Annotated in this window: 15 protein-coding genes; 5 read left to right on the forward strand and 10 right to left on the reverse strand. The window is 58.7% G+C overall.

Annotated features, from left to right (window positions below; genetic code table 11):
- Positions 1-46 precede the first annotated feature (46 nt).
- Together DC28_RS14605 and pbpC are read left to right on the forward strand one after the other, a co-directional pair.
- Positions 47-5956 carry an MG2 domain-containing protein gene (locus DC28_RS14605; RefSeq protein ID WP_037550305.1) on the forward strand — a complete coding sequence of 1970 codons (5910 nt, stop codon included), beginning with the start codon at positions 47-49 and terminating at the stop codon, positions 5954-5956.
- Positions 5953-8286 (forward strand): penicillin-binding protein 1C, encoded by a 2334-nt coding sequence (gene pbpC / locus DC28_RS14610; protein ID WP_052078956.1) that lies wholly within the window; start codon positions 5953-5955, stop codon positions 8284-8286. The genes DC28_RS14605 and pbpC overlap by 4 nt, the downstream gene beginning before the upstream one ends.
- A 16-nt stretch (positions 8287-8302) precedes the next feature.
- Here the strand turns inward: pbpC and DC28_RS14615 are convergent, their stop codons facing one another.
- Together DC28_RS14615 and DC28_RS15965 are read right to left on the reverse strand one after the other, a co-directional pair.
- Positions 8303-8923, reverse strand: a complete 621-nt coding sequence (locus tag DC28_RS14615; RefSeq protein WP_156104711.1) for a hypothetical protein — start codon at positions 8921-8923, stop codon at positions 8303-8305.
- A gap of 7 nt (positions 8924-8930) precedes the next feature.
- On the reverse strand, positions 8931-12482 hold the full coding sequence (locus DC28_RS15965) for an insulinase family protein (protein ID WP_052078957.1): 3552 nt from the start codon (positions 12480-12482) through the stop codon (positions 8931-8933).
- 163 nt (positions 12483-12645) lie between these two features.
- Between DC28_RS15965 and DC28_RS15970 the strand changes: the two genes are divergently transcribed.
- On the forward strand, positions 12646-13122 hold the full coding sequence (locus DC28_RS15970; RefSeq protein WP_052078958.1) for a peroxiredoxin family protein: 477 nt from the start codon (positions 12646-12648) through the stop codon (positions 13120-13122).
- A gap of 126 nt (positions 13123-13248) precedes the next feature.
- Here the strand turns inward: DC28_RS15970 and DC28_RS14635 are convergent, their stop codons facing one another.
- A complete protein-coding gene (locus DC28_RS14635) occupies positions 13249-13566 on the reverse strand; it encodes a hypothetical protein (protein WP_037550314.1) in 318 nt (105 codons plus the stop codon).
- A 216-nt stretch (positions 13567-13782) separates the two neighbouring features.
- Here DC28_RS14635 and DC28_RS14640 point away from each other — a divergent pair, with 216 nt between their 5' ends.
- Positions 13783-15237 (forward strand): aminotransferase-like domain-containing protein, encoded by a 1455-nt coding sequence (locus DC28_RS14640; RefSeq protein WP_037550316.1) that lies wholly within the window; start codon positions 13783-13785, stop codon positions 15235-15237.
- Positions 15238-15338: 101 nt separating this feature from the next.
- On the opposite strand, the gene DC28_RS14645 is transcribed toward DC28_RS14640, so the two are convergent.
- Positions 15339-15677, reverse strand: coding sequence for a hypothetical protein (locus DC28_RS14645; RefSeq protein WP_037550319.1), 339 nt, complete (start codon positions 15675-15677; stop codon positions 15339-15341).
- A 240-nt stretch (positions 15678-15917) separates the two neighbouring features.
- Here DC28_RS14645 and DC28_RS14650 point away from each other — a divergent pair, with 240 nt between their 5' ends.
- Positions 15918-16136: a hypothetical protein gene (locus DC28_RS14650; RefSeq protein ID WP_037550323.1), complete on the forward strand. Its 219-nt coding sequence runs from the start codon at positions 15918-15920 to the stop codon at positions 16134-16136.
- Between the two features lie 11 nt (positions 16137-16147).
- Here the strand turns inward: DC28_RS14650 and DC28_RS14655 are convergent, their stop codons facing one another.
- The 6 genes from DC28_RS14655 to DC28_RS14680 all read right to left on the reverse strand — a co-directional run bounded on the left by DC28_RS14655 (position 16148) and on the right by DC28_RS14680 (position 23150).
- Positions 16148-17080: a DUF1861 family protein gene (locus DC28_RS14655; protein ID WP_037550326.1), complete on the reverse strand. Its 933-nt coding sequence runs from the start codon at positions 17078-17080 to the stop codon at positions 16148-16150.
- On the reverse strand, positions 17077-18138 hold the full coding sequence (locus DC28_RS14660; RefSeq protein WP_037550328.1) for a glycoside hydrolase family 130 protein: 1062 nt from the start codon (positions 18136-18138) through the stop codon (positions 17077-17079). The genes DC28_RS14655 and DC28_RS14660 overlap by 4 nt, the downstream gene beginning before the upstream one ends.
- 134 nt (positions 18139-18272) lie before the next feature.
- Positions 18273-19961 (reverse strand): alpha-amylase family glycosyl hydrolase, encoded by a 1689-nt coding sequence (locus DC28_RS14665; protein WP_052078960.1) that lies wholly within the window; start codon positions 19959-19961, stop codon positions 18273-18275.
- Between the two features lie 8 nt (positions 19962-19969).
- The gene (locus DC28_RS14670) at positions 19970-20791 is read right to left on the reverse strand and encodes a carbohydrate ABC transporter permease (RefSeq protein WP_037550331.1); all 822 of its coding nucleotides are present in this window, start codon (positions 20789-20791) and stop codon (positions 19970-19972) included.
- 9 nt (positions 20792-20800) lie between these two features.
- A complete protein-coding gene (locus DC28_RS14675) occupies positions 20801-21685 on the reverse strand; it encodes a carbohydrate ABC transporter permease (RefSeq protein ID WP_037550334.1) in 885 nt (294 codons plus the stop codon).
- A 70-nt stretch (positions 21686-21755) separates the two neighbouring features.
- Positions 21756-23150: an ABC transporter substrate-binding protein gene (locus DC28_RS14680; protein WP_037550337.1), complete on the reverse strand. Its 1395-nt coding sequence runs from the start codon at positions 23148-23150 to the stop codon at positions 21756-21758.
- Positions 23151-23297 lie beyond the last annotated feature (147 nt).

Consider the following 23297-nt stretch of genomic DNA (forward strand, 5'->3'; position numbering starts at 1 on the left):
CCTGTTTGGGCTGTTATGGATACAATGCAGAATCAGGAGCGTAGCTATGATACACCCCGGACATAATAATCCCCAGAGCCCTTCAATAACCCCGGATCCCGTTGATGAGGCCCGGCCCGGATCTTCTGTTGGTTCTTCTGTCGGTTCCTCAGACAGGCACTCCCCGGCGGCCCGGGTTATCCGCCGGGCCCGGAGGGTGGGTACGGCGGCGGTTATTCTTATTCTTGGCGTTTTGCTGGCAGGCTGCAGCACCGGAAGTCTGCCCCGGGGGGCGGGTGAGCAGGAGGCAGCCCGTTTTTTGGCCTTCAGTCCGGGACCACGGATCAATCCCGGAGACGGGTTAGTATTCCGGTTTCACCACGAGTACGGCCGGGCGGGAGAAGCGCTCTCCCAGGATCTGCTTTCCCAGGTGGTAGGGATTCAGGATGTTGGCAGGCTTACCGCCCGGTGGCAGGATGCCCGGACCATGGTGGTCTACCCCGAAAGCGAGCCCTGGCCCCAGGGCAGGGTCCTGGAGGGCTGGATGAACCTCAGCGCCCTCCATGGCCGGGGCGGGGCGGAACCCTCGGCCGATGTGATTTTTCGCTTCTCCTCCGAGGTGGCGGTCCAGGGTATTTACCAGAGCCGGTTCAGTCTCGGTCAGGGCCAGGCCGGGGAGGATTTGTATCCCCAGGTCCGGCTTTCCCTGGGCATTCTGCCCGGGACCGGCGATATTGATTCCGCTCCGGAGCTTTCCTTCCAAACAGCCCGGGGTTCTATTCCGGCCCGGGTGAGCCTGGAGGGTTCTGAGTTGCTGGTAACCGGTACAAGTCCGATTTCCCGGGGGCAGTCCACCCAGACTCTGGGTATTGAGATCCCCCGGGGTTACCTTGATTTACCCCAGACCTGGCAGGCCCAGTGGACGGTTCCCCCCCGGGGAAGCCTCCAGCTGGAAGAGGTCGTGGAGGATGAGGTGCTGGAGCTGGTATTCAGCGAGGATATTGATCCGGCTCAGCAGCTTGGCGGGGCCGTGTTTACCACACCGGAAACCGATTTAGTGTTTGAGGTGCGGGGCAATCGAATCATCATTACCCAGGGGCTCGAACGGGGCGAGATCTATCAAATTACCATTACCCCTGCCCTCCGGAGCATCTACGGAAGCCGCCTATCCAAGGAACTTACCTTCCAGGGGGGGGTGCCGAACCATAAACCCAAGGTCGAGTTTTTACAGAGCGGCTCCATCCTCACCTCCGGAGCGGATTCCCGGATTTACATCCGGACCATGAATCTCCGGGGGCTGAGTGTCCGGATCCAGGAGGTGTTTGAGAACAATCTGGTTCAGTTCCTTCAGACCCAGAGTCTCGGGGGCGAAATCGACCGCTCCCGGGAATTCGACGGCTACGAGGTCAACCGGGTGGGCCGTACCCTGGCCAGCCAGGAGCTGGAGATCGGTGAGACCGAAAACGAATGGCTGGTCCACGAGCTTGATTTATCCCCCTTACTACCGGATAGCAGCCAGAGCCTCTACCTGGTGTCCCTGGAGTTCGACCGGGAGGATATGATTTGGGAGAGCCCGGAGGATGGTGAGTACCATTACGGAAACGATTATTATGAAAACCCCTCCAGCTGGGGCTACCTGTATCAGCATGGCCGGCGCTACAAACCCATCCTGGTAAGCGACCTGGGGCTGACCTTTCTGGCGGGACAGCATGACGGGCTTGCCGCTGTCACCCACATACCCGCAGGCACCCCCCTCTCCGGGGCTGAGGTGGAGGTGTACTCCTTCCAGAACCAGGTTATCGCCCGGGGTAGAACCGACAGCCGTGGTCTGGTCCGCCTTTTCTGGGGCCCGGGGAGCACGGGAACCGGCGGGTCTGGCGCTTCAGGTCCAGGAGCCGGGGATAGTTCCGGGGCGGCAGGATCTGCCCGAAGCGGGATGGTTACCTCCGGTCCCGGATTACCCGGCCCGAGTGGTGAAGGTCCGACTGCCGCCCCCTTCATCGTATTCGCCCGGACCGGAGATTCCCAGGCCGTATTGCCCCTGGACCAGTTCACCTGGAACCTCTCGGGGTTCGATGTGGGGGGGCAGCAGGAAACGCCTTCGGGGCTCCGGGGCTACCTTTTTACCGAACGGGGGGTGTACCGCCCCGGAGATACGGTCACTCTGTTCTCTGTAATCCGCAACTCCCAGGGAAGTTTTCCTGATAACCATCCTGTTACCCTGGAGGTTTTCAACCCCCGGGGACAGCTGTACCTGGAGCGCAGTTCTACCGACGGCAGGGACGGGCTCTACCGGTTTTCCATCCCTACCCGGGCAAGTGACCCCACCGGGGGCTACCGGGTCCAGATTCAGGCAGGGGATGCAACCTTTACCCACATTATCCGGGTGGAAACGATTCTGCCAGACCGTCTGCGCTTATCCATGGATGCTGAGCCCGAGACCTTGGAGCCCCGGGCGGAGCAACTGACGGTGAATCTGACCAGTGAGTACCTCTTCGGCAGTCCTGCAGCGGGTCTGCCGGGAGAGATCAGCCTTACCGTGGAGGATAGGCCCCTTCGAATCCCCGGCTATGAGGAATTTCATTTCAGTCATCCTACCAAGCCCTCTCAGCCCTACAGCGAGGTACTGTACTCCGGCCCCTTGGACGAGGGCGGCGGGGTTTCGGTGGATGTAGATATTCCCGTGATGAAAGACCCGCCGGGTGCCCTGGTATTGGGGTTCTCCGGCCGGGTTACCGAGGCCGGGGGACGGTCGGTCCGGGGCATCACCGCTGTGCCCTACGATCCCTACCATGCCTATGTAGGAATCCGGGCACCCGATTTTGATTTCGGCTACGCACCCCTGGGGGAAGAGAGCCAATTTCAGATCATCCTTACGGATCCCCGGGGTTCATCCATAGAAAACCGGACCCTCCAGTACCGTCTCTATAAAAACGACCGGTATTGGTGGTGGGAATATGACGACTACCGGGATTTCCGCCTGAGTTATAAGAACGACCGGCATACCCAGGTGGTGAGCCAGGGCACCATAACCACCGGAACCCTGCCCAAAAACCTGGGGCTTACCCCGGATGAGTGGGGCGAGTACATGCTCGAGGTTGAGGACCCCCAGGGGCATAGCGCCGGCATCTTCTTCCGGGCAAGCAGCTGGTCAAGCCCGGGGAACGCCCCGGACAGCGGTATCATGGAACTGAAAACCGATAAAACCAGTTACCGGCCGGGCGACACCGCCCGGGTAACCATCCCCACCACGCGAGACACCCAAATTCTCGTCACCCTCTCCAGGGGCGCCGCCATCCTCGACAGCTACTGGTACCCGGCCCAGGGCGGACAGACCGAGATTCCCGTGGAGCTCATGGCCGAGCACGCCCCGGGGGTGTACCTGAGTATCAGCGCGATCCTGCCCCTGGAAAAGGCGGATTCCGGCCAGGCCCTGCGCCTCTTCGGCGTTAGCCACCTGGAGGTTACCGATCCGGCGACCCGGATTCCCCTAAAAATTCACGCCCCCGAAACCCTTGAACCCGAGAGCAGGGTGAGCCTGGAGGTAGAAACCGAAACCGGCCGCCCGGCCCAGGTAGTCATTGCCCTGGTGGACGAAGGGCTGTTGAACCTGACGGGATTTGAAACACCCGATCCATGGAAATCCTTCTACGGAAAACTTGCCCTGGGCGTGCGGGGGGCTGACATGTTCGATCAGGTTATCGGAGCCTTCCATGACGCGGTGTACCGCCGGTTCTCCATCGGCGGGGGCGAAGGGGAGGAGAGTTTCGCCGCCCGAGCAGCAGCCCCCATGATGGAAGCAGCCATGGACAAAGCAGGGGGGCAGGAGGAACGGGGGCTTCAGTTTGAGCCCCTCTCCCTGGTCGCCGGGCCCCTGACCACCGATTCCCGCGGCAGGGTTCAGGCCGAATTCGAGCTACCCAACTATCTGGGATCGGTACGGATCATGGCCGTCGCCCTGGAGGGCATGGCCTTCGGCAGCACCCACATAGACCGCCCGGTTCAGCGCCCCCTGGTCACCCTACCCTCCCCGCCGCGGTTCCTGGGCCCCGGGGACAGCTTCGAGCTCCCGGTCAGTCTCATACCCCTGGAGAAGGATATCAGCCAGGTGAGGGTGACCCTGGATTCCAAGGGGATTCTAACGCCGGGCTCTCAAACACGGCTAGTAGACCTCACTCAGAATCAGGGGGGCACCACCATCCTCCTGCCCCTGACAGCTCCTCTTCAGGTGGGTAGAGCCGACCTGGAACTGGTAGTCGAGTACCGGGATTCAGTGGGTACATCCCGGGAAGACCGGTACCCCCTCCAGCTGGATGTACAACCCGCAACACCCCAGATCAGCCGCAGCAGTGAGGTGCGGATTCCCCAAGGCGGAACTGAGAATCTGGGTATCCTGGCCGACGGACTGCCGGGAACAAACAGCCTCAGCCTTTCGGTTTCCACGGTGCCAAACCTGAACCTGGAAGAACGCCTCTCCTGGCTCCTGGGTTATCCCTACGGATGTCTTGAACAGACGATTTCTGCGGTCTTTCCCCAGCTCTTTCTTGAGGGTCTGGTGGATCCCCAGGTACTCCAGGAAACCCGGGATCCCCGGGGCCGGTTGCCTGCCGAGGCAGCCATAGACCGGAACATATCCAGGGCCCTGGAAACCCTAACCCGGTTCCAGCTGCCCAACGGAGGCTTCAGCTACTGGCCCGGACAATCCGAGGCCAGCCCCTGGGGCACGAACTACGCCGGCGCCTTTCTTCTGGAAGCCAAGGCTGCGGGGCATGAACTTCCCAAGGGTATGATGGAAGGCTGGCTGGAGTTTCAGTCCATCCGTAGCCGCTCAACCCGGGAAGACATGACCAACCGGGTGTACCGCCTCTACCTGCTCGCCAAGGCGGGAAAACCCGAGATCGCCGCGATGAACCTTATTCGGGAAACAGCTCTCGGGGAACTAACCGATCCGGAGCTGTGGCTGCTGGCGGGCAGCTACCACCTCTCGGGACTGGAGGACCTCGCCCGGAGTATCCGGGAGACTGCGGGTACCCGGGTGGCATCCACCGAGGTGGATTACCGGACCTACGGCAGTCCCCAGCGGGACCGGGCCCTAATCCTGGAACAGGCCCTAATCCTCGGAGATCAAGAAACAGCCGATAAGCTCTTTGCAGATCTCTCCGCGGATATCGCCTCCCGGACCTGGTACTCAACCCAGACCCTGGGGTACAGCTTAGCGGCCCTGGGTAAATACCTGGGTATCCAGGGGGATCCACGAGGCGGGACCCAATCAAATCACCCTCAAACCCCCGGCCAAAATCCCAGCATCCGGCTGAACCTCCCCGGAGGAGGGACCCGGGAGCTTGTGATGTCCGGTCTGCGTTCAACCCTAGACCTGGGAACTGAGGTGTTTCCTTTGGACAATCCTGACCAGCCGGTGACCATCGGACTTTCCTACCGGAGCGGGGCAGCACCCCGGGTATTCGCCCGGTTGAGCTGGTCGGGTATCAGCCTGACCAGCCAGGATCAAGAACAAACCCAGGGTATGAACCTGGGCATCTCCTGGTTTACCCCCCAGGGTTCACCCCTGGATGTCCGCCAGCTTGACCAGGGCCAGGAATTTTACGCCCTCATCCGACTGGCCATGGATAGGGACCGGTTGGAGGAAGCCTACCTGGACTTCGGGATTCCCGGAGGCTGGGAGATTGTGCCCACCCGGCTCACCGGCGAGGCGCCCCCTGTTTGGGCGGGAAACCTGGAATACGGCACCACCAACCTGCCCGTGGAGTACCAGGATCTCCGGGACGACCGATCCCTCTGGTTCTTCGACAGCTTCTCCCCGGGGCGCAGCATGCTCTTTCTGGTAAAACTCCAAGCGGTAACCCCGGGACGGTACAGTCTGCCGCCGGTAAGCGCCGGGGGAATGTACGACCACCGGTACCGGGCCCTCTACCCCGGAGGGCAGGTGATGGTCCGGGCATCCGAACCGGCACAATGAAGCGAGTCCTCCGGACCCGGTCCGTACTTATGACCCTGGCTTGGACGGGTCTTACGGCGGCGGTATGGATGCTCTTTCTGACCTACGGCCCCCTGCCCGATCCGCGGCCGGATCCCCGGGAGGTCAGCACCCTGGTAATGGACCGCCGGGGAGAGCTGCTGCGAGCCTATCGGGGAAGCCGGGGAGAATGGTACTTTCCCCTGGAACAGGAAGCCGTGGCGGACCTGGGTCTTTCCCGGGATTCCAAGCTGGTCCACGCCCTTACCCTCGCGGAGGATAAGCGGTTTTTCAGCCATCCGGGAATCGATCCCTGGGCGCTGTTTCGAGCAATCCGCCAGAACCTTCGATCCGGGAGGGTCGTAAGCGGGGGTTCCACCCTGACCATGCAATTAACCCGGCTGGTGGGCAGGCGTCCCCGCACCCTGGTACATAAATCCATCGAGGCGGTTCAAGCCCTTATGTACCAGCGCCGCTACAGTAAGGAGCAGATTTTGGTCTGGTACCTTGCCCAGGCTCCCTTCGGGGGGAATATCCGGGGCATCGGGGCCGCCAGTGTACTCTACTTCGGTACCGCTCCGGGACAGCTGACCTGGGCGCAGGCAGCCCTCCTGGCGGTGCTCCCCAATGCCCCTGGGCTCATCCACCCCGGAGCCAATACCCGGGAACTAGAACTTCGGCGTAACAATCTCCTGGATTCCCTGGCAGATGAAGGGTTTCTTGATCGCCAAGGCCTGGATGCCGCCAAGGCCGAACCCCTCCCCCGGGGACGCTTCCCCCTGCCCTTTGTGGCCCCCCATGCCGCAGACATGGTCGCCCCCTCGGGACCGGGACGGGTGAATACAACCCTGGACGGTGAACTGCAGCTCCAGGTGGAATCCCAGGCCCGCCTCGCCGGTCACCGGCTTCAGTCCCAGGGTATCGAGAACCTGAGTATCCTGGTGGTGCACAATCCCAGCGGACAGGTTCGGGCCTTGGTAGGGAATCCCTTTTACGGTGATTCAAATACCTCAGGGTTCGTAAACGGGGTAACCGCCCGGCGCAGCACGGGTTCCATCCTCAAACCCCTGCTCTACGGCCTGGCCTTCGACCGCGGTCTGGCGCTACCGGAAAGCCTGGTAGCCGACATCCCTATGCAATTCGGCAGCTTCGCCCCCCAAAACGCCGATCAGCGCTTCCGGGGTCTCATACCCCTGAGCCGGGCTCTGGCAGAAAGCCTGAACCTGCCGGCGGTTGCCATGCTGGAGTCCCTGGGGGTAGGAACCCTGTACCGCGCCCTGGAAACTGCCGGGTTTCGTGGACTGTTCAGATCCAGTAGGGAATACGGGTTATCCCTGGTGCTGGGCGGAGCCGAGGCCAGCCCCTGGGAGGTTGCCTCCCTGTACCGGAGTTTCGCCCTGGGGGGCCGGGCCGCCCCCATCCATCTGGAACCCCGCAACGACCGGGGCCCCGGTCCGGCCGTCCTGAGTCCCGCAGCCGCTTTCCAGCTGGCCGAAATCCTCCAATTGCCCAGCCGGCCCCAAAACCAGCGGGGCTGGGAACATACCCTGGAGGGATTCCCGGTGGCGTGGAAAACCGGGACGAGCTACGGTCAGAGGGATGCCTGGGCCGCAGGATTCACCCCGTTGTGGACCGTGGTGGTTTGGGCCGGGAATTTCTCAGGCAGCCCAAGCGCCAACCTCAGCAGCACCGAGTCCGCGGGCTCCCTGCTCTTCGAGGTGATGCGCCTTCTGGGAGGCTGGCAGCCTGCCCCCGCCCCAGAAGGCCAGGCATCCTCCCCGCATCACGGAACTACCTCGGACCGGGGAGCCTGGTTCGTCCGGGATCCCGAGTGGTTCCGAGAGGTGCAGATCTGCGCCCATACGGGCTACCGGGCCGGCCCTGACTGCCCGGAGGTCGTAGTATCCTCCATGCCCCGGAACGCAGCGCCCCTGGCTCTCTGCCCCTTCCATTCGGATAACATTGATCCGCGGATACTCAACTTCTACCAGGCTCAATCCCTGGGATTAACCCCGGTATGGCTGCAGACCATTGCAGTCTCCCAGCCGGCAGAACATAGAATTCTCTACCCCGAGGATGGGATCAATATCATCCTGCCCGAAAGCGGTACTCTGCGGATGCGGGGAATCTATCCCCAGGAGGGGGGACGGCTCTACTGGTATTTGGATGGAAGGTATCTGGGAAGTACGGATACCCCGGGGCAGCATTGGATAGACATTACAGCCGGGGATGCTCAGCCCGGTAGTACCCACCGCCTGACCCTGGTAAACGATCGGGGCGGACGGGTGAGCAGCCGGTTTACCCTGGAGCAGGGAGGTGTTACCGGAAGGTAGGTATTCGGAGGGTCGACTAGGGAGTCGAGCCGGTATCCTCGGTAGTCTCGGGCTCAGGAGCCGAGGACTGGGCTGCCGGGGAATCAGAGGCTTCTTCCGAAGCGGAGGCAGTGGAATCACCTGAAGAATCCAACCCCAGTAGGGTGGAAATCTGCTGCCAGGCTTCGCGCCGGTAGGTCTGGAATTCCTCCCCGGTATTCTCCTTGTCATTAATAAAGAGAATCAGAGCCTCAGCTTCCTTGGTAAGGGTTGAATAGGTCTGGGCGATACGCTGCACCGCCGCCGCATCCTCCGCTGCGAGGCGTCCCCGGGACAGGAGCTGTTCCAGAGCGCGTTGGGCGTTGGTATTCATGAACATCGCCTCATTGGTTAGGCTGGCGGCAACCTCCTCGGTGTAGATCCCCTGGGAGTAGGAATCGGCAACGGTACCGAGCACGAGGTAGCTCAGGTACAGGTTGCTGGCCGAGAGGGATCCCACGGCGTACAAGGCCACATCAATGTCCCCGGGAAATTCTTCTTTGGGAGGGGCATCTCCGCTTTTTGCCCCGGATTGGGCTGCCATAGGAGCCACAATGGTCAGAAATACCACCATGAGCAGGAATATTCCACGAAATCCTGGTTGATTGTGCTTCATCATACCGTCCTTATCGGCTCAAGGGCCGGATTACTGGAGTACCGAATTGTCCTCCCAGGTCCGGGTTTCCCTCCCGTACCTGGGATTCAGTCGCCTGAAGCAGTTCCTTACCGGCCAGAATGGCCCGTCTGCCGGATGTATCCAGGGCCTGGGCAAGACGCTCCGCCGCCTTCTGTAGATCCCCGGGCTCGGCGGACAGGGTCAGGTCCCGGCGATGTTGACGGATTCGGTCCGATATTCCGTAGAGACTGCGTTTGAACCCTACGATTCCCTTTTCTCCCGGGCTCAGGGGTTTGAGTTCCCGGGAGATACTGCCGATTTTCGCCAGATCCAGGCTTGTCCGGTCCAGGGGTGTTGCAGCCATGGCCTGAAGGGTTTGACGGTACACCTCCAGGGTCCGGATGGTTTGGGGATCCCGGTATGAGGCAAGACTAAAGATGCCTCCCATCCCGTCGGAGCTGGCATGGGCGCCGTACGCCCCTCCCTTCATGCGGATATCCTCCCAGAGTGGTCCGGTCTTCAGTACATGGGCCAAGAGCTGCTCATAGGCCTGTTCGGCGCTGCCCAAATACGCCCCTGGCATGGCTGCCGCCACGTAGGCCACCTTGGATGGATAGTCCAAGAATTCGGTGCGCTGAAGGGGTTCGGGCAGTTCCATGGCTTTGAGGGCGGCCTCTGCAGCAGCGGTCACCGAGGCAGGACCAACGGCGGGGTTCCCCGGGGACGATTCCCCTTCGGGGTATCCCGATGCCCGGGCCACCAGGGCAGGCAATTCCCCCAGCCACCGGGCAAGGGTCGCATCCAGGGCCCGGACCTGCCCGGCCTGGGCGGTTATGTTCAGCTTCACACCCTGGGGGGAGATAATCTTCCGGCGAAGGGCTGACAGCGCCTGGGCCAATTCCCAGAGTGCTGGCTGGCCCTCGGGGGTGGACCCCCTGGCCTCCCGTTCCCTGCGCTGGGCGGCGATCGGCTCTGCCAGCTCCTCCAGGAAGAGGTACTGGGTGAGGCCCCGAAGCCGCTCCTCGGTATCCTGCACCGGATGCAGCCCCGCTTCCGCCCGCAGGGACGCATAGGAGCTTCCCCCGGGCAGGATGGAAGACTTCATATCGTTGCGCATCTCAAAAAACACCTCGGCCAGGTGATCAAGGTCGGTGAAATCAGCCTGGGTTACCAGGGATTGAACCCAGCCCAGAGCCTGGGCCGCGGTAGAATCCAGGGCCTTCAACCGGAAAAAGAGGTGGCTGTGTATCCGGGCGGAGCCTGCTCTGCTCCGGTCACCCTTGGCACCGGCCAGGAGATCCACGCCGGCATTAACCTCGGGATAGGCGGAAAACCCGCCGCTCACCATGGCGAGCTGCCGGCTCACCTCCTCATACCCCATGCCGGGCAGCCCCGCCGAGGGCACAAAGGCGGCGAAGAGGGGCACCAAGAGCTGCTCCCGGGGGGTGAGTCGGGAGAGATCAAAGGCGATATCCAGATAGGTAATCCCGTTGGTATAGAGATCGTGGTACCAGACCCTGGCCGGCGCGGCCCCGGAACCCCCTGCTGCAGGCCCCCCGGGGGTTAAGCCGTCCCCTCCCTGGGTCCGGGGGGATTCAGCGGACCGGGGGGATTCAGCGGACCGGGGGGATTCAGCGGACCGGGTGGGTTCGGCGGACCGGGGGGATTCAGCGGACCGGGCGGGCGATGCCGGAGATGCGGGTCTGGAGGGTGCTGCCGGCGAGGTGGGCTTGGCGGGTTGGTCAGGAATCCCGGCACCCGGCCTTGGAACGGTCCGGGGATTCACGCCCCCTTGAGGGGGAACATCAGTTGCCCCGCCGCCATTGGCCTGGGCCCCGTCCGCGCCCCCCCGCTGCCCCTGAGACTCCGAGGAGAGACCGCCGAAAATAGGACGCAGTTCGGACTGCTTACCGGGAATTGATTCAACCTCCCGGGGAATATCTGTTACCGATAAGAAGGGGATCTTCGCCATATCCTCGGGACTATCAGCCTGGCTTTGAAACGCCTCCAGCTCCACCTGAGCCTTCTGAACGGCAGCTCTGAACGACTCTTTCTCGGCTTCCGAGAGACCGGCCTCTAGGGAAGCCAGATCCTCGGCTTCTTCCCGGGCTTCCCGCTCGTTCTGCTGGGCATCGGGGTAGACTGTCACCGTGGTCCGATGGGGATTATCCAACAGATCCTCCTGGATAAGGGTTTCGAGGTAGCGGGTCCCCCCGTCGATCAGGTTACGCAGCTCGGTCATATGCCTCTCAAAGAGAAGACTATGCTCAGCCTCGGCCCCATGAAGCCAGGCCCGGGAGAGCTTACGCAGCAGCCGTAACCCGAAGGGACCGCCCCCCTTGATTTCCCGGCTGCGGAACTCAAATTTTCGTAAAATTCCCTCCACCAGATCGGTATTGAGTCCATCCCGGACAATGCGCCGTAATTCATCCAGGAAAAGGGTCTCAACCTGCTCGGCCTTGTCGGCTCCGGTACCCTGAATCCCCACTGAAAACACCGTTTCCCGCAGCTCAGATTCAAACCCGCTGGTGGGAGAAAGATCATCCCCCAGGCTGGACTGGCTTACCAGCTTCTGGAGGGGACTGGCAGCACTGCCCATGAGCACCTCGGTCAACACCTCCCAGCTCAAGAGTCTCAAGCTGTCCTCCACGGGAAACAGCAGCCAGTTGAGGGTAATGGAACAGGAATCGTCCTGGGAATCCCCCTCCCCGGCTGGATAACTCACCGCCAGGCGGCGCGGCTGGGTCCATCGGGGCTGCAACACCAGGGGAGCAACCGGTTCCTGGGCTTCGAACCGGGACAAAAACCGCCGATCCAGGAACTCCAGGTACTCCTCCGTAGGGGTATTCCCGTAGAGGTACACCAGGGTATTGGAGGGATGGTAGTATTTTCCATGGAATGCCAGAAAATCCTCATAGGTCAGGTTCGGGATCTCCTTGGGATCCCCCCCGGAATCGTAGGCGTAGGGAGTATCGGGGAAGAGCCCCCGGTAACACCATTCCCCCGCCACCGAATCGTGGGTGGAATAATTCCCCTTCATCTCGTTATACACAATCCCGGTCCGTACCAGCCGTCCGGATTCATCAATCTGCAGCCGGTGCCCCTCCTGATTAAAGAGCTGCTCCTTCAAGAGGGGAAAAAACACCGCATCACCGTACACCTCCATGAGGTTGAACAGATCCTGCTTAACCGTCGAGCTGGCGGGGTACACCGTTTTATCCGGAAAGGTAAAGGCGTTCAGGAAGGTCTGCATACTACCCTTCATCATCAATAAAAAGGGATCCTTCACCGGAAAATCCCGGGAACCGCATAACACGGTATGCTCTAAAATATGGGCAACCCCGTTGGAATTCTCGGGAACCGTCTTAAACAAAAAGGCAAAAAGATTCTCCGTATCATCGTTTACGGTATGAAAAACCTCACAGCCCGTGGCATCATGCCGGGCAACGACCCCGGTGCTCCGGTATTCCGGCAAATCCACCAGCCGAGTAATTGTAAAACCATGTATGTTCTGACCTGCTTCAAGCATGTATGTTCCTTTTTTTTCCAAGGTGATTCTCATGCCCCTCCATCCTGGGAACGGCAATAGATAACCATACTCATTGGCCCCCGCTCCCGTCAAGCACAGTCACCCTGCGCCGTCAACAGATCATTCCCTCACGTGTATGTAAAATCGGCTTGACTTTTTGTACAGCTGAGTTAACATTGTCTCATGGAGGTTTACCATGAATACCCATTCCCATCCACAGAACCAAAATTGGCACCGATTCGGCCTGCCCTTGATGGTGCTGCTGTTGATGGTTTTCATACCCCGTCTTGTCCCAGCCCAGGGGCCTTCCGAACCCCCGGAGTCCGGGAAGGAGCTTGTCCAAGCCCAAACCGGATCCCAGGGGGCCCAGGTACGCAGCTTTACGGATCTGCCGTCAGCCCAAAGTCTTGCCCGCACTCGGCGGGTGGTCCTCTTTTTTTATGCATCCTGGTGTCCTACCTGCCGAGCCGCGAAGCAGGACATCGCCGCCCGCCTGGATACCATGCCCGATGATCTCACCCTTCTGTATGTCGATTACGATTCCTCCGACGCCTTGAAACAGGAATACAGGGTCACATACCAGCACACCTTCGTGCAGATTGATCCCCAGGGAAAGGCCCTGGCTGCCTGGAACGGCGGCGGATCCGACCGGATTCTTGCCCAGCTTCGGTAGGTTCTGGATAGGGCGGAGCAGGGTGTAAACCACCCCGGACATAGGGGGCTGCCGGAGCCCCCGCCCCAGGAATAGCCCCGCTGAGAGGCGGGGGTACCTTCTTGTAGGCACCGCGGTAGGGTTGTATCATCCCAGGGGTAAAAACCACATATTCATTACCTGTGCCCGGCTGAGAACGAACCGCCTGGTTTCCCCGGTGGCAGCGGCAGTGTGGTACAGCTCCGAAGATGTATGCCAAAAGGGCTGACGGCAGCCGGCAAAGAGCTGTGTCCCTGCCAGGGGTGTACCCGGCCCTGCAAGCCAGGCGGCCCCGGCTTCCAGAACAAACTCCCCCTGTGTCTTTCTTCGACGTTTCATGGTGAGCTTATCACCTGGGTGAACCAACAAGTCCTGGCCTCCAGGCCAGGTGACTGCCCAAGAGTTTCCTCCCCGGGTATGTTCCATAGCACCCTCCTGTCACCGGCCGGAGTCCGGAAGCGGAGCACCTCGGTTCCTCTTCAACACCCAACCGGTGTTCAAAGGGTACAGAGCCCGGGAACAGGAAAACAGAACGAGATTCTCCCTTCTGTGTGGGAACAATCCAGCTTATAATCGAACTGTGTGGTTATCCTAAGGGTAAACTGTGAGTAAATCCCGAGGAAAATACTTTACAATAGTGGTATGAAATCAGATGTAACCCAGACCCGCAGACTCCCCAAGTACCGCCAGGCGGCTGAATATATTGAGAACCTTATAAATAAAGGCAGCTTAAAACCCGGGGATGCCATACCATCCCTCCGGACCCTGGCATCCACCCTGGGAATTGGCCTGAATACCGTACGCGATGCCTATTGGGACCTGGAACGCCGGGGGATCATCATAACCCTTCCCCAGTCGGGGCATTACGTCCGCAGCCGCGAAAAGGCCCTAAAACCATCCACCACCGCCATTTCCCATCCGACGGAGGTCAGCCTCTGCCGGATATACGACCAACATGTAAACCGGGTGAAGTCCGGAGCCTCCGCCGCCCTTTCCATTGTCCAACTCGACTCCCAGCTTTGGCCGAGCTGGAAATCCATGGTGCGCTGGGCGGGTCAGCTCCCGGGCATATCGGAACAGCGGCTGCTCGAATACGCTATGGCCCCGGGATTACCGGTTCTTCAAAAGGCTCTGGCCCGACAGTTCTCCCTCTGGGGGCTTGCTGTGGAGCCGGAAACCATCCTAATAACCGGAGGCTGCAACGAGGCTATTTCCCTGACCCTCGGGTTGCTCTGCAAACCCGGGGATGTAGTGGTGGTGGAAAGCCCCCTCTACTTCGCCTTCCTAAGCCTGTTGAAACACCTGGATGTTCAGATCATCGAGATTCCCAACCATCCCGAAACCGGGTTAAACCTGGACATCCTGGAGTTTGTGTTATCCCGCCAGCCCGTCAGGGCAGTCCTCTGCAGTCCGAACTTCTCCAATCCCCTGGGATGTCTGATGCCCGAGGATCATAAACTGCGGCTCATCAAACTTGCCAGACAGTACAATACCCTGATCGTTGAGGATGATATTTACGGCGATTTACCCCACCGGGGCTCCCGCCCCAAACCCCTCAAGGCATTTGATCTGGAAGACCGGGTCATCTACTGTTCCAGCTGTTCTAAAACCATCGCCCCGGGGCTCCGGGTAGGCTGGATAATTAATAAAGCCTACTTTGATGCCCTGGCCGCCAGAAAAACCATGATGAATCTGGCCAGTTCCACCCCCAGCCAGGCCATGCTCGCCGGGTTTTTAGAAAGCCGGAGCTACGACCGCTACCTACGTCGCATCCGGAGAATTATCAGCGGAAACTGTAATGCAATCCGTCAGGTTATTCTCCGGGAATTCCCCCAAGGAACGGCCGTCTCAAGCCCCCAAGGTGGCCTGGCCCTATGGGCCGAGCTTCCCCGGGAGGTTGACTGCGGATACCTCTACGACCGGGCGATACGGGAGGATATTCTCCTTGCCCCGGGCATGCTCTTTACCGTCAACGCCGGCCTCTCATCCTGCCTACGAATAAACATTGGAGTCTGGAATCCCCGGGTCGAAGCCGTGCTTATTCGGGTCGGCGCCCTGGCTCGAGAGATTGCCGCTACAACAACAGGAGCCCATTGAGGTCATAGGAGCCCACGTTGATCCAGGTGCAGGTGTGGGAATAGGTCGTCTGGCTTTGAAACGTACAACCGTTTGCGCACTAAGATAAGGACTTCGGGAACCTAATCCAATTCTCGGAGCACAATGAACTGATGGGCCTCGGGACCCCACACGTAGAGCCAGGAAAAGGGCCACAACAGGGCACCGAAGATGGCGTTTGCCACCTTAATCTCCCGTTCCACCTCGCCGTAGTAGGTCTTGTATCCCTCAGCCTCCACCATGATATCCGGATTCTTCCAAGCCGCATTGGACAGCCGGATTCCTTCGTGCTCCTGTATCTCCTTACCTTCCACCGTGATGGTCGCATCCCCGGCATTTGTTTCAAACCGTACCATGGTAGTCGAAACACAGCCCGTTCCCAGGAGCAATACCACCAGAATTATCAGCATAGTCCGTTTCATACTAATCACCTCCCTTCTAAGCCCGCCAGCATACCGCCCAAAATAGAACTAATCAATAAATAAATGACTCATTTATACCTTAGTAATTTTATCAATTTTGATAAAGTTGATAATAAATACATTCAGAACTACACTAGGGGAAATCAAAGGAGTAAATGATGATTAGAACGTCTCAATCTCGATCCCGATTCAGGCTGCCCGGCATTCGGATTGCCGCTATGGCAGAGGGCCGGGGCCGTTATGACCTCGGGGGGCAGGCTCTTCATTCACTCCGATGCGCCCTCCCTGGACGGCGGTGTTTTTACCATCACTGACCGGGGTGAGAGCACCGAGGTGCTGGATGGGATGGTTCGGAACCTTCACGTCTCAGGAGACAGCCTGTTCGCTTCGCTGTACTACCGGCCCGAATCGGGTACCTCCACCGCCTCCTACCGCATGTTCCGGTACAATCTGGAGTAGGACGGACCGGGTCAATCAAAAAGCCCGGGCAAGGAAGGAATCACCAACCGCCAAGCCTGGGCATCTGATACCCCCAGGTACAGTTCCAGGTTCTTGTCGGCGGTAAGTCCCAGCCCCCCGGGGAAGAGCACGTCGGTCAGATCGGGGCGTTTGGCCGGGCCCGGAGGCAGCATTTCCCGGGTACAGATCAGGTTCCAGGGCTCTTTTTTCTGGGTCCGGGGATTGAACCGACAGGCTGCTCCGTGGTAGTGGCGGATACCGCCCTGCTCCATCCAGGCAACATGTCCGAGGAGCAGCACCTCCCCGCTTTCCAGTAGGATGGGCTGATTTACCCCCTCCCAGGAGTCCGCTTCGGGCTGAGAGATCAAGGGGGCTGCGAGAATCCCATCATCCGTCAGGTCCTCTAAGCCGCCGACCTCCAGATAGCCAATGCTTCCCCGGCCCGCCTCGTCGCCCTGGGGCCGGGTAAAGACCCCGATGGAACCCGCTGTGTATTCAAGAAACCGAAGATCCTTCATGCCCTTCGGTCCGGCAAAGACCAGTTTCGGCGCATCAATAGCGCTGATATCGTACACCACCGTCCGCCAGGATTCTATGATCCCCCGGGAATCGGGAAAGGTCTGAACCCCTCCAAGATGCAGGGTTCCCCTAAGGGAGAAGCAGAAGGGATCCTCCAATACCATGGGTGTCCATCGTGGTTCTATCCACCACTCATCAGCCCGGGTACCCGGCCGGAACAGGTAGACCCGAGAATCATGGTTTTCTCTGGGTTCCACCCGTGCAGCAAGGTACCTAGATCCATCGACCAGAAAGGGTTGGGTAAGATTGTAAACATCCCGATGGATAATATCGGGAAACCTGAGCTGCACCGCCTCTACCACCTCCGGGGGCATGAAGCTTCGATACATATCCCGGCTGTTGAATTCCAAGGTCCCTCGACTCATGTCAGCACCTCCCAGATGGAATCCCAGGATGCGAATCCGCCGCAGACCTTATCATCCGCGGCCCCGTAATACACCAGAAGCCCCTGTTCCTGCTCCACCAGCCCGCAGGGAAAGACGACATTCGAGAAGAAACCCGACTGCTCCGCCTCCCCCTGGGGAACGAAATAGGGTGCCCTTCCCCGGGCAATGACCCTGGCGGGATTCTCTTCATCCAGGAGCAGCAGTCCTGCCACATACCGGCTCTGAACATCAGCCGCGTGGTACATTACCAGCCAGCCTCGGGGCGTCCAGACCGGCGGCGGCCCAACCCCCACCCGGTCGAGTTCCCACGGACCGCTTTCCCCGGCCCGATAGATCAGGGTATGGTTCCCCCAGTCCAGGAGATTCTCCGAACTGGCAGCCCAGATGTTCAGGTTCCCGATGGCCCCGGTTATCGGGCGGTGAAGCATCCAGTACCGCCCGTTGATTTTCCGGGGAAACAACGCCGCGTCCTTGTTGGAAGGCGGTAAAATCACCCCATGACGCTCAAACCCAATAAAATCCTGGGTAGAAATCAGGGAAACCGTTATCCCGTCGGGGCTGATGGAGGAATAACTGATGTAAAATCGGTCGTCGATCCGGGTAATCCGGGGATCCTCAATGCCCCATTGCTCTGAAACGCCCTGAGGAAATATCCAGGGCTTTTCATCCAGGGTGAAAGACCGGCCGTCGGTGCTCCGGGCAAGGCGAAAATGACTCAAGCTGGTCAGGTGCTCGACCTTCCCCGTGGCACGGTTGCTAATGGTCCGGGAGTCAGAGAAATCAAGATGCCCGGTTTTCTGATCGAAGCGCTTGGTATCAATCCCCGGCTTGGAGGCCGTCCCGGAAAGCACGGGAACAGAGACCTCGCCCTGTTCCGCCGATACCGATTCCGCCACCCTGCAAAGCAGCACGATGCTGCCCTCAACCTGTACTGCCCCGCAGTTGAATATCCCCTCCACCTTCATATCCGGCTGGGAGGGTACGACCTGCCCGGGCACGAGCAGGGGGTTTTCTGAAAAGCGTGAAAATGATTGCATATAAATCTCCATGTAGTAAGTTAATCGTTGGTGCACCACGGGTTGTGGGATTCGGTCCTGACAACCCTACCCGCGGTTTGGCCCCAGGATGGAGCCCGGGTATCCGGCTTTCTTTCCATACCTTCGCCCGCCATCTAGGTAATCAGGGGGCGGCTACCGGTCCCCTCCGAGAGGGTGTCCCGGCTCGCAATCAACACTGCTACCGACTGTCCCTCAAGGATGTCCAGCCCCTGGTGCACACCCCGGGCTTTCGATACCCCGCCGTCCGGAAGCTCCCGGGCGTCCCCCAAGAAGCGGTAGTTCAGGACAACGTCCCCCGCCATCGGTGTGCCCAGCTCAACAGCCCTATCCCCGGCGTTTACCGCCGTAGTGATTTTGGTCCCGTGGATGGTCCGGGTAAAAATCCAGACATGGGATTCGCCTGTACGGATCTCGAAGCCATCCGGGGCATCGGAGCTGGTTTCCACGGCCATCCTTCTGAGCTGAAGCAAAGAAGCAACCCAGGTGTAGACGCTACTCGGGTCCTCCTGCTGTTCCTTTCGGAGGGATTCCACCGTCCCATCTCCCGGGGGAACAAGGGTGCGTACGGACTCCTGCCCGGTGCCCGGGGGATGGCTGCCGTACAACAGCATCCGGGATCCGTCCCGGCATTTTTCCAGAGCTCGGGCAAAGGCCTGTTCCTCCGGCTGTCCCTGGTTGATCCCATGGTGGAAGTGGCCCAGGGCTTGCACGTCAAAGATCTGGGATATGGTTTTGGGCCGGTAATCCTCCAAACCGAGTTCATCCCCCTGGTACAAAAGGGGAATCCCGGGACCGAAGACCAGGGCACTCAAGAGTCCGCGCAGCATCACCCCTCCGGCAGGACGCATCCGGGATGCGAGCCGTCCCATATCGTGGGTGGTAAAATGGGAGGTGGTTTGTTCCCAGGGCGCGGAGAAGCAGCGGCAGGATTCCTCCAGGGCTGCCGAGAGCCGTTGAGGGGACAGCGTTTTGATGCTTCCGGTGTGAAACCCGAACACGAGATCCAGGGCCGTGTCCCTCTGGTAGCGTGCGAGGACCTCGGGCTGCTCGGATCCCACCTCTCCCAGGAGCAGGATATCGCCGTAATCCTCACAAAGATCCCGGATCTCCCGGAGAATTTTCGGTATTCCCGGGGCGTCGCAGTCGTACCGGTGGATCTGTTCCCCCGAGGCAGAAACCGGGTTATTCCGCTGCCAGGGATTGCCGGCCTTCAGGTGGTTGATGACATCCAGGCGAAATCCGTCCACTCCCAGGTCCAGCCAGAACCGCAGTACTGCGTACATCATCTCCCGTACCTGGGGATTCTCCCAATTGAGATCGGCCATGGACGGGGAGAAGGAATGGTAAAAATACGCCTTCCTGGCCTCGTTCCATTGCCACGCCGAGCCGCCGAAAAAGGATTCCCAATTATTTCCCGGTTCCCTGCTCCAGATATACCAATCCGCGGCCTCCCCGGGATCGGCGCTACAGGACTGTTGAAACCAGGGGTGTTCTAGGGAGGTATGGTTTAACACCATGTCTAGTACGACGCGTATACCCCTGGATTGAGCCTCTCCGATAAGCTCGGTCATATCTTCCATGGTTCCAAAGAGGGGATTCACCCCGTAGTAATCGGAAATATCGTAGCCGTTATCATCCATGGGAGAGGCATACACCGGAGTGAGCCAGAGGGCATCAACCCCCAGGTCGGCAAGATAGGGAATCTCTTGGGTTATACCCCGAAGATCGCCTATCCCCCTTCCGGTAGAATCCCTGAAAGCCGGAACGTAGATCTCATAGAACACTGCATCCTTCCACCACATACCGGCTCCTATTTCAGATTGAAGGTAAGGCCTTCCTTGAAATACCGGGAAAAGGCCAGACAGAGGGCAACAATGGGAAGTGTCAGGATTACCGATGCTGCATACAGCGGTCCGGGCAGATTCCCCATGGGTTTGAATTGGGTGGTTATTAATACGTTCAGGGTCTGCATCTTAATATTCGGGGCTATGAGCATATCCCACATCAGCTCCGACCACCGGCCCATAAAGATCGACAAAAATACAATCACCGCCACGGTACGTGCGGCAGGGAAGCCAATAATCCAGAGGATCCTGAATTCCGAGGCACCGTCCAATCGGGCGGCCTCAAACACCTCCTCCGGCAGGGTCTTGAAATAGTTGATAAACATAAATATTGCCCAGAGAGACACGCTGGTGGGCAGGATCATTCCCGGATACGTATTGGCCAGGGGCTTCATCATCAAGTAAATCGGTACCAACATGATAATGGCGGGAAAAAACATCTGAAACAGCAGGACATTGAATACGAACCTATGACCGGCAAAACGCAGTTTTATAATGGCATACCCCACCAGCATCCCCGTGACCACCGCTAATAAGGATGTTGTGGTCGTAACAATAACGGAGTTTGCCAGAGCCCTGAGCCACATGTAGGGGTTCTGATTTCCTCCGTTCGTCATGAGAAACCGGAAACTATCCAGAGAAAACCCGGCGGGGGTTAAGCTCTGATCCACCTTCTCCCAGGGTGCCAGGGATTGGATGAGCATATAGTAGTAAGGAAACATCATGAACAACACCAGAGCGGTTGCCAGAAGAACCAATACCGTTTTCTTTCTCGATTTTGTTGACATAAACTCCCCCTACCGCGCGTTGTAATCGATCTTGTTCAGAACGTAGGTAATTAACCGGATGGTTATAAAGATCTGGATGGCATTCAGGATAGCGATAGCCGCCCCCATTCCGGAATCAAATTTCACAAAGGAGGTGGTATACAACTCCAAATACCAACTGGTGGTGGCGAGATTCGGCCCGCCCCCGGTTAACAGAAAGGGCTCGCTGAAAATACCGAAAATGAGCCCGGCTAGGAGTACAATGACCGTCGAGTAGGAAGAAACGATCATGGGCAGGGTAATACGGAAGAACCCCTGTACACCCGTTGCTCCGTCCACCGCAGCGGCGTCATGAATCTCCTTGGGAATGGATTCCAGGGCTGCCAGGATGATAAGGGCGTAGTACCCGCTTATCTTCCAGATAATAATCCCCGTAATAATGAAGAACGCAGGCGTCGGATCCTGGAACCAGCGGACATCAACATTCAGCTGATCCCGCAAGAAGGTATTAAAAACCGAGCTGTAACTAAAGAAATACCTGACCACCACCGACACCGCCACCCCCGAGGTGAGGTAGGGGATGAAAAACGAGACTGAATACACACCCTTAATAGACTGAGGCAGGTTATGCAGCAGCACTGCGATTCCCGTGGCAAAAATAGTAACCCCCGGTATAAGCACAGCCATGTACTTAAAGGTATTCAAGAACGCAGCCTGAACCCGCTCACTGGTAAAGGCGGAAAGGTAGTTTCCCAGACCGACCCAGGTCTTCTCTATCGCCATGAGGTTCCAGTCCATGGTGGATAACCAGACAGCCCATACCAACGGAATCAGAAAAAACACAATAGCAAATACAAAGTACGGCGTACTAAAAATGACTCCAATTTTCGTACGTTCGGAAATTCCCTTTCTCATAACCACTCCATAGGTAATACTCCAAGCAGCGCAGCCCGCCCGGAACCTCCAGGCAGGCTGCAACCATGGGTTAGCGAAGCTCCCCTTCCCGTTTCATTGCCTCAAAAGCATCATGCACAAAGGGTGCGGCATCCGCCGGATTAAGGGAGGTGCTATTCATAATAGACTGTATGTAGGGGGTTAATCCCTTCTCTCCCAGGGCGGTCTGGATATCCACCATTTTTTCATGGGCCATGGCCGGTACCGCATAGGGCATGACCTCTGCCTGATACGCGTAGGCCGGGTTGCTCGCGATAATAGATTCGAAGGCCGGGTTCTCTAACAGGTCCCCCCGAACCGGCAGCATACCTGTGGTCTTCACCCAGTCGATGTCCGTCTGGGCTCCACGCTCCCCGGTCAGTACCCAGGAAATGAATGCTAAAATCCCTTGATGGTCTAAATCGGAAATGTTGCCACCCTTATAAAATACAATTCCCTTAGAATCCGCAAAGGTATAGGGCTGATCTAAAGCCTGCTTGACAATGGGGGGACCGTACACATAGTCGCCGCCAAATCCGTAAACCTTCCCGGCAGCCTCATATTTTGGAATATCCCAGGGGGCAGATACCTGAAAAACCACCGGTACGGTATCCATTTCAAAGGCAGTCCAATCCTCGGCGGTTTGCAGACTCTGGCCGAACATGCCAAAATACTCGAACACCTCTTCGGTTATCCCTGGGTCAAGGGTGATTCTATCCCCCGAAACCCAATCACCGCCTTCGGAAAACGCAAGGTACTGCATCTGGAAGTCAAACCAGCGGTCCCACCACCACTCAGGACGCAGGAGCTGGGGTCGAATGAACAAATGAGAAATCCCTTGTTCCTTCAATGCCTGGCGTCTTTCATAGAACCGGGTAATCAGGGTGCGAATTTCAGCGACCGTCCTGGGTACATCTTCATCGAACCCCAGAGCCTTCAAACCCTGAACGTTCCAGTGGTAGCCCATGGCATTGGCATACAGGGGGATAACGTACTGTCCTCCGTCTATTGCCCACCCCGGTAGGATGGATTCCATCTGCCTGGCCTGCACCACCGCCTGAAACTCCGGAATATCCGAGAGCTCATATACTCGCCCGGAGGCAGCCAGTGTGGCGGCAAACCCTCGGTTTATGTTCTCTGATGCCGCCGGCGCAACACCCGTAGCCAAGGCATTCTGTATCCCCGCCTCACTGGAAGGAGTCTCGGGCATCATCTGTACATTTACATACACAGACTTCCCCTCTACTTGCACTCCTGCTTGATTAAAGGCCTCCGCCTTAGCACTCCAGAAATCGAACTGTCCCTGGTTCGGTGCGGTCCAAAAATCTACGCTCAGGTCCGATCCGGAAGCGCCCTCAGCACCCCCGCTGGCGAAACCTCCCGATAGCACCAGGGTAATCAACAGCAAAACGATACCTGGGAGCCTTCCTCGATTGCAAACCTTCATCTCCTCCTCCTTTACAGTTGCTTAAATAAGCAACTTAACGTTAAGTATTAAATGCAGTATAAATCCAGTGACTGTGTCTGTCAATTTTTAATTTGCAATAATGGGCGCCCTCACCCATCGTTTGTTTTCTACAGTCACGGAGGAACT

Origin of the sequence: Spirochaeta lutea (assembly GCF_000758165.1) — a bacterium.
Classification (GTDB): domain Bacteria; phylum Spirochaetota; class Spirochaetia; order DSM-27196; family Salinispiraceae; genus Spirochaeta_D; species Spirochaeta_D lutea.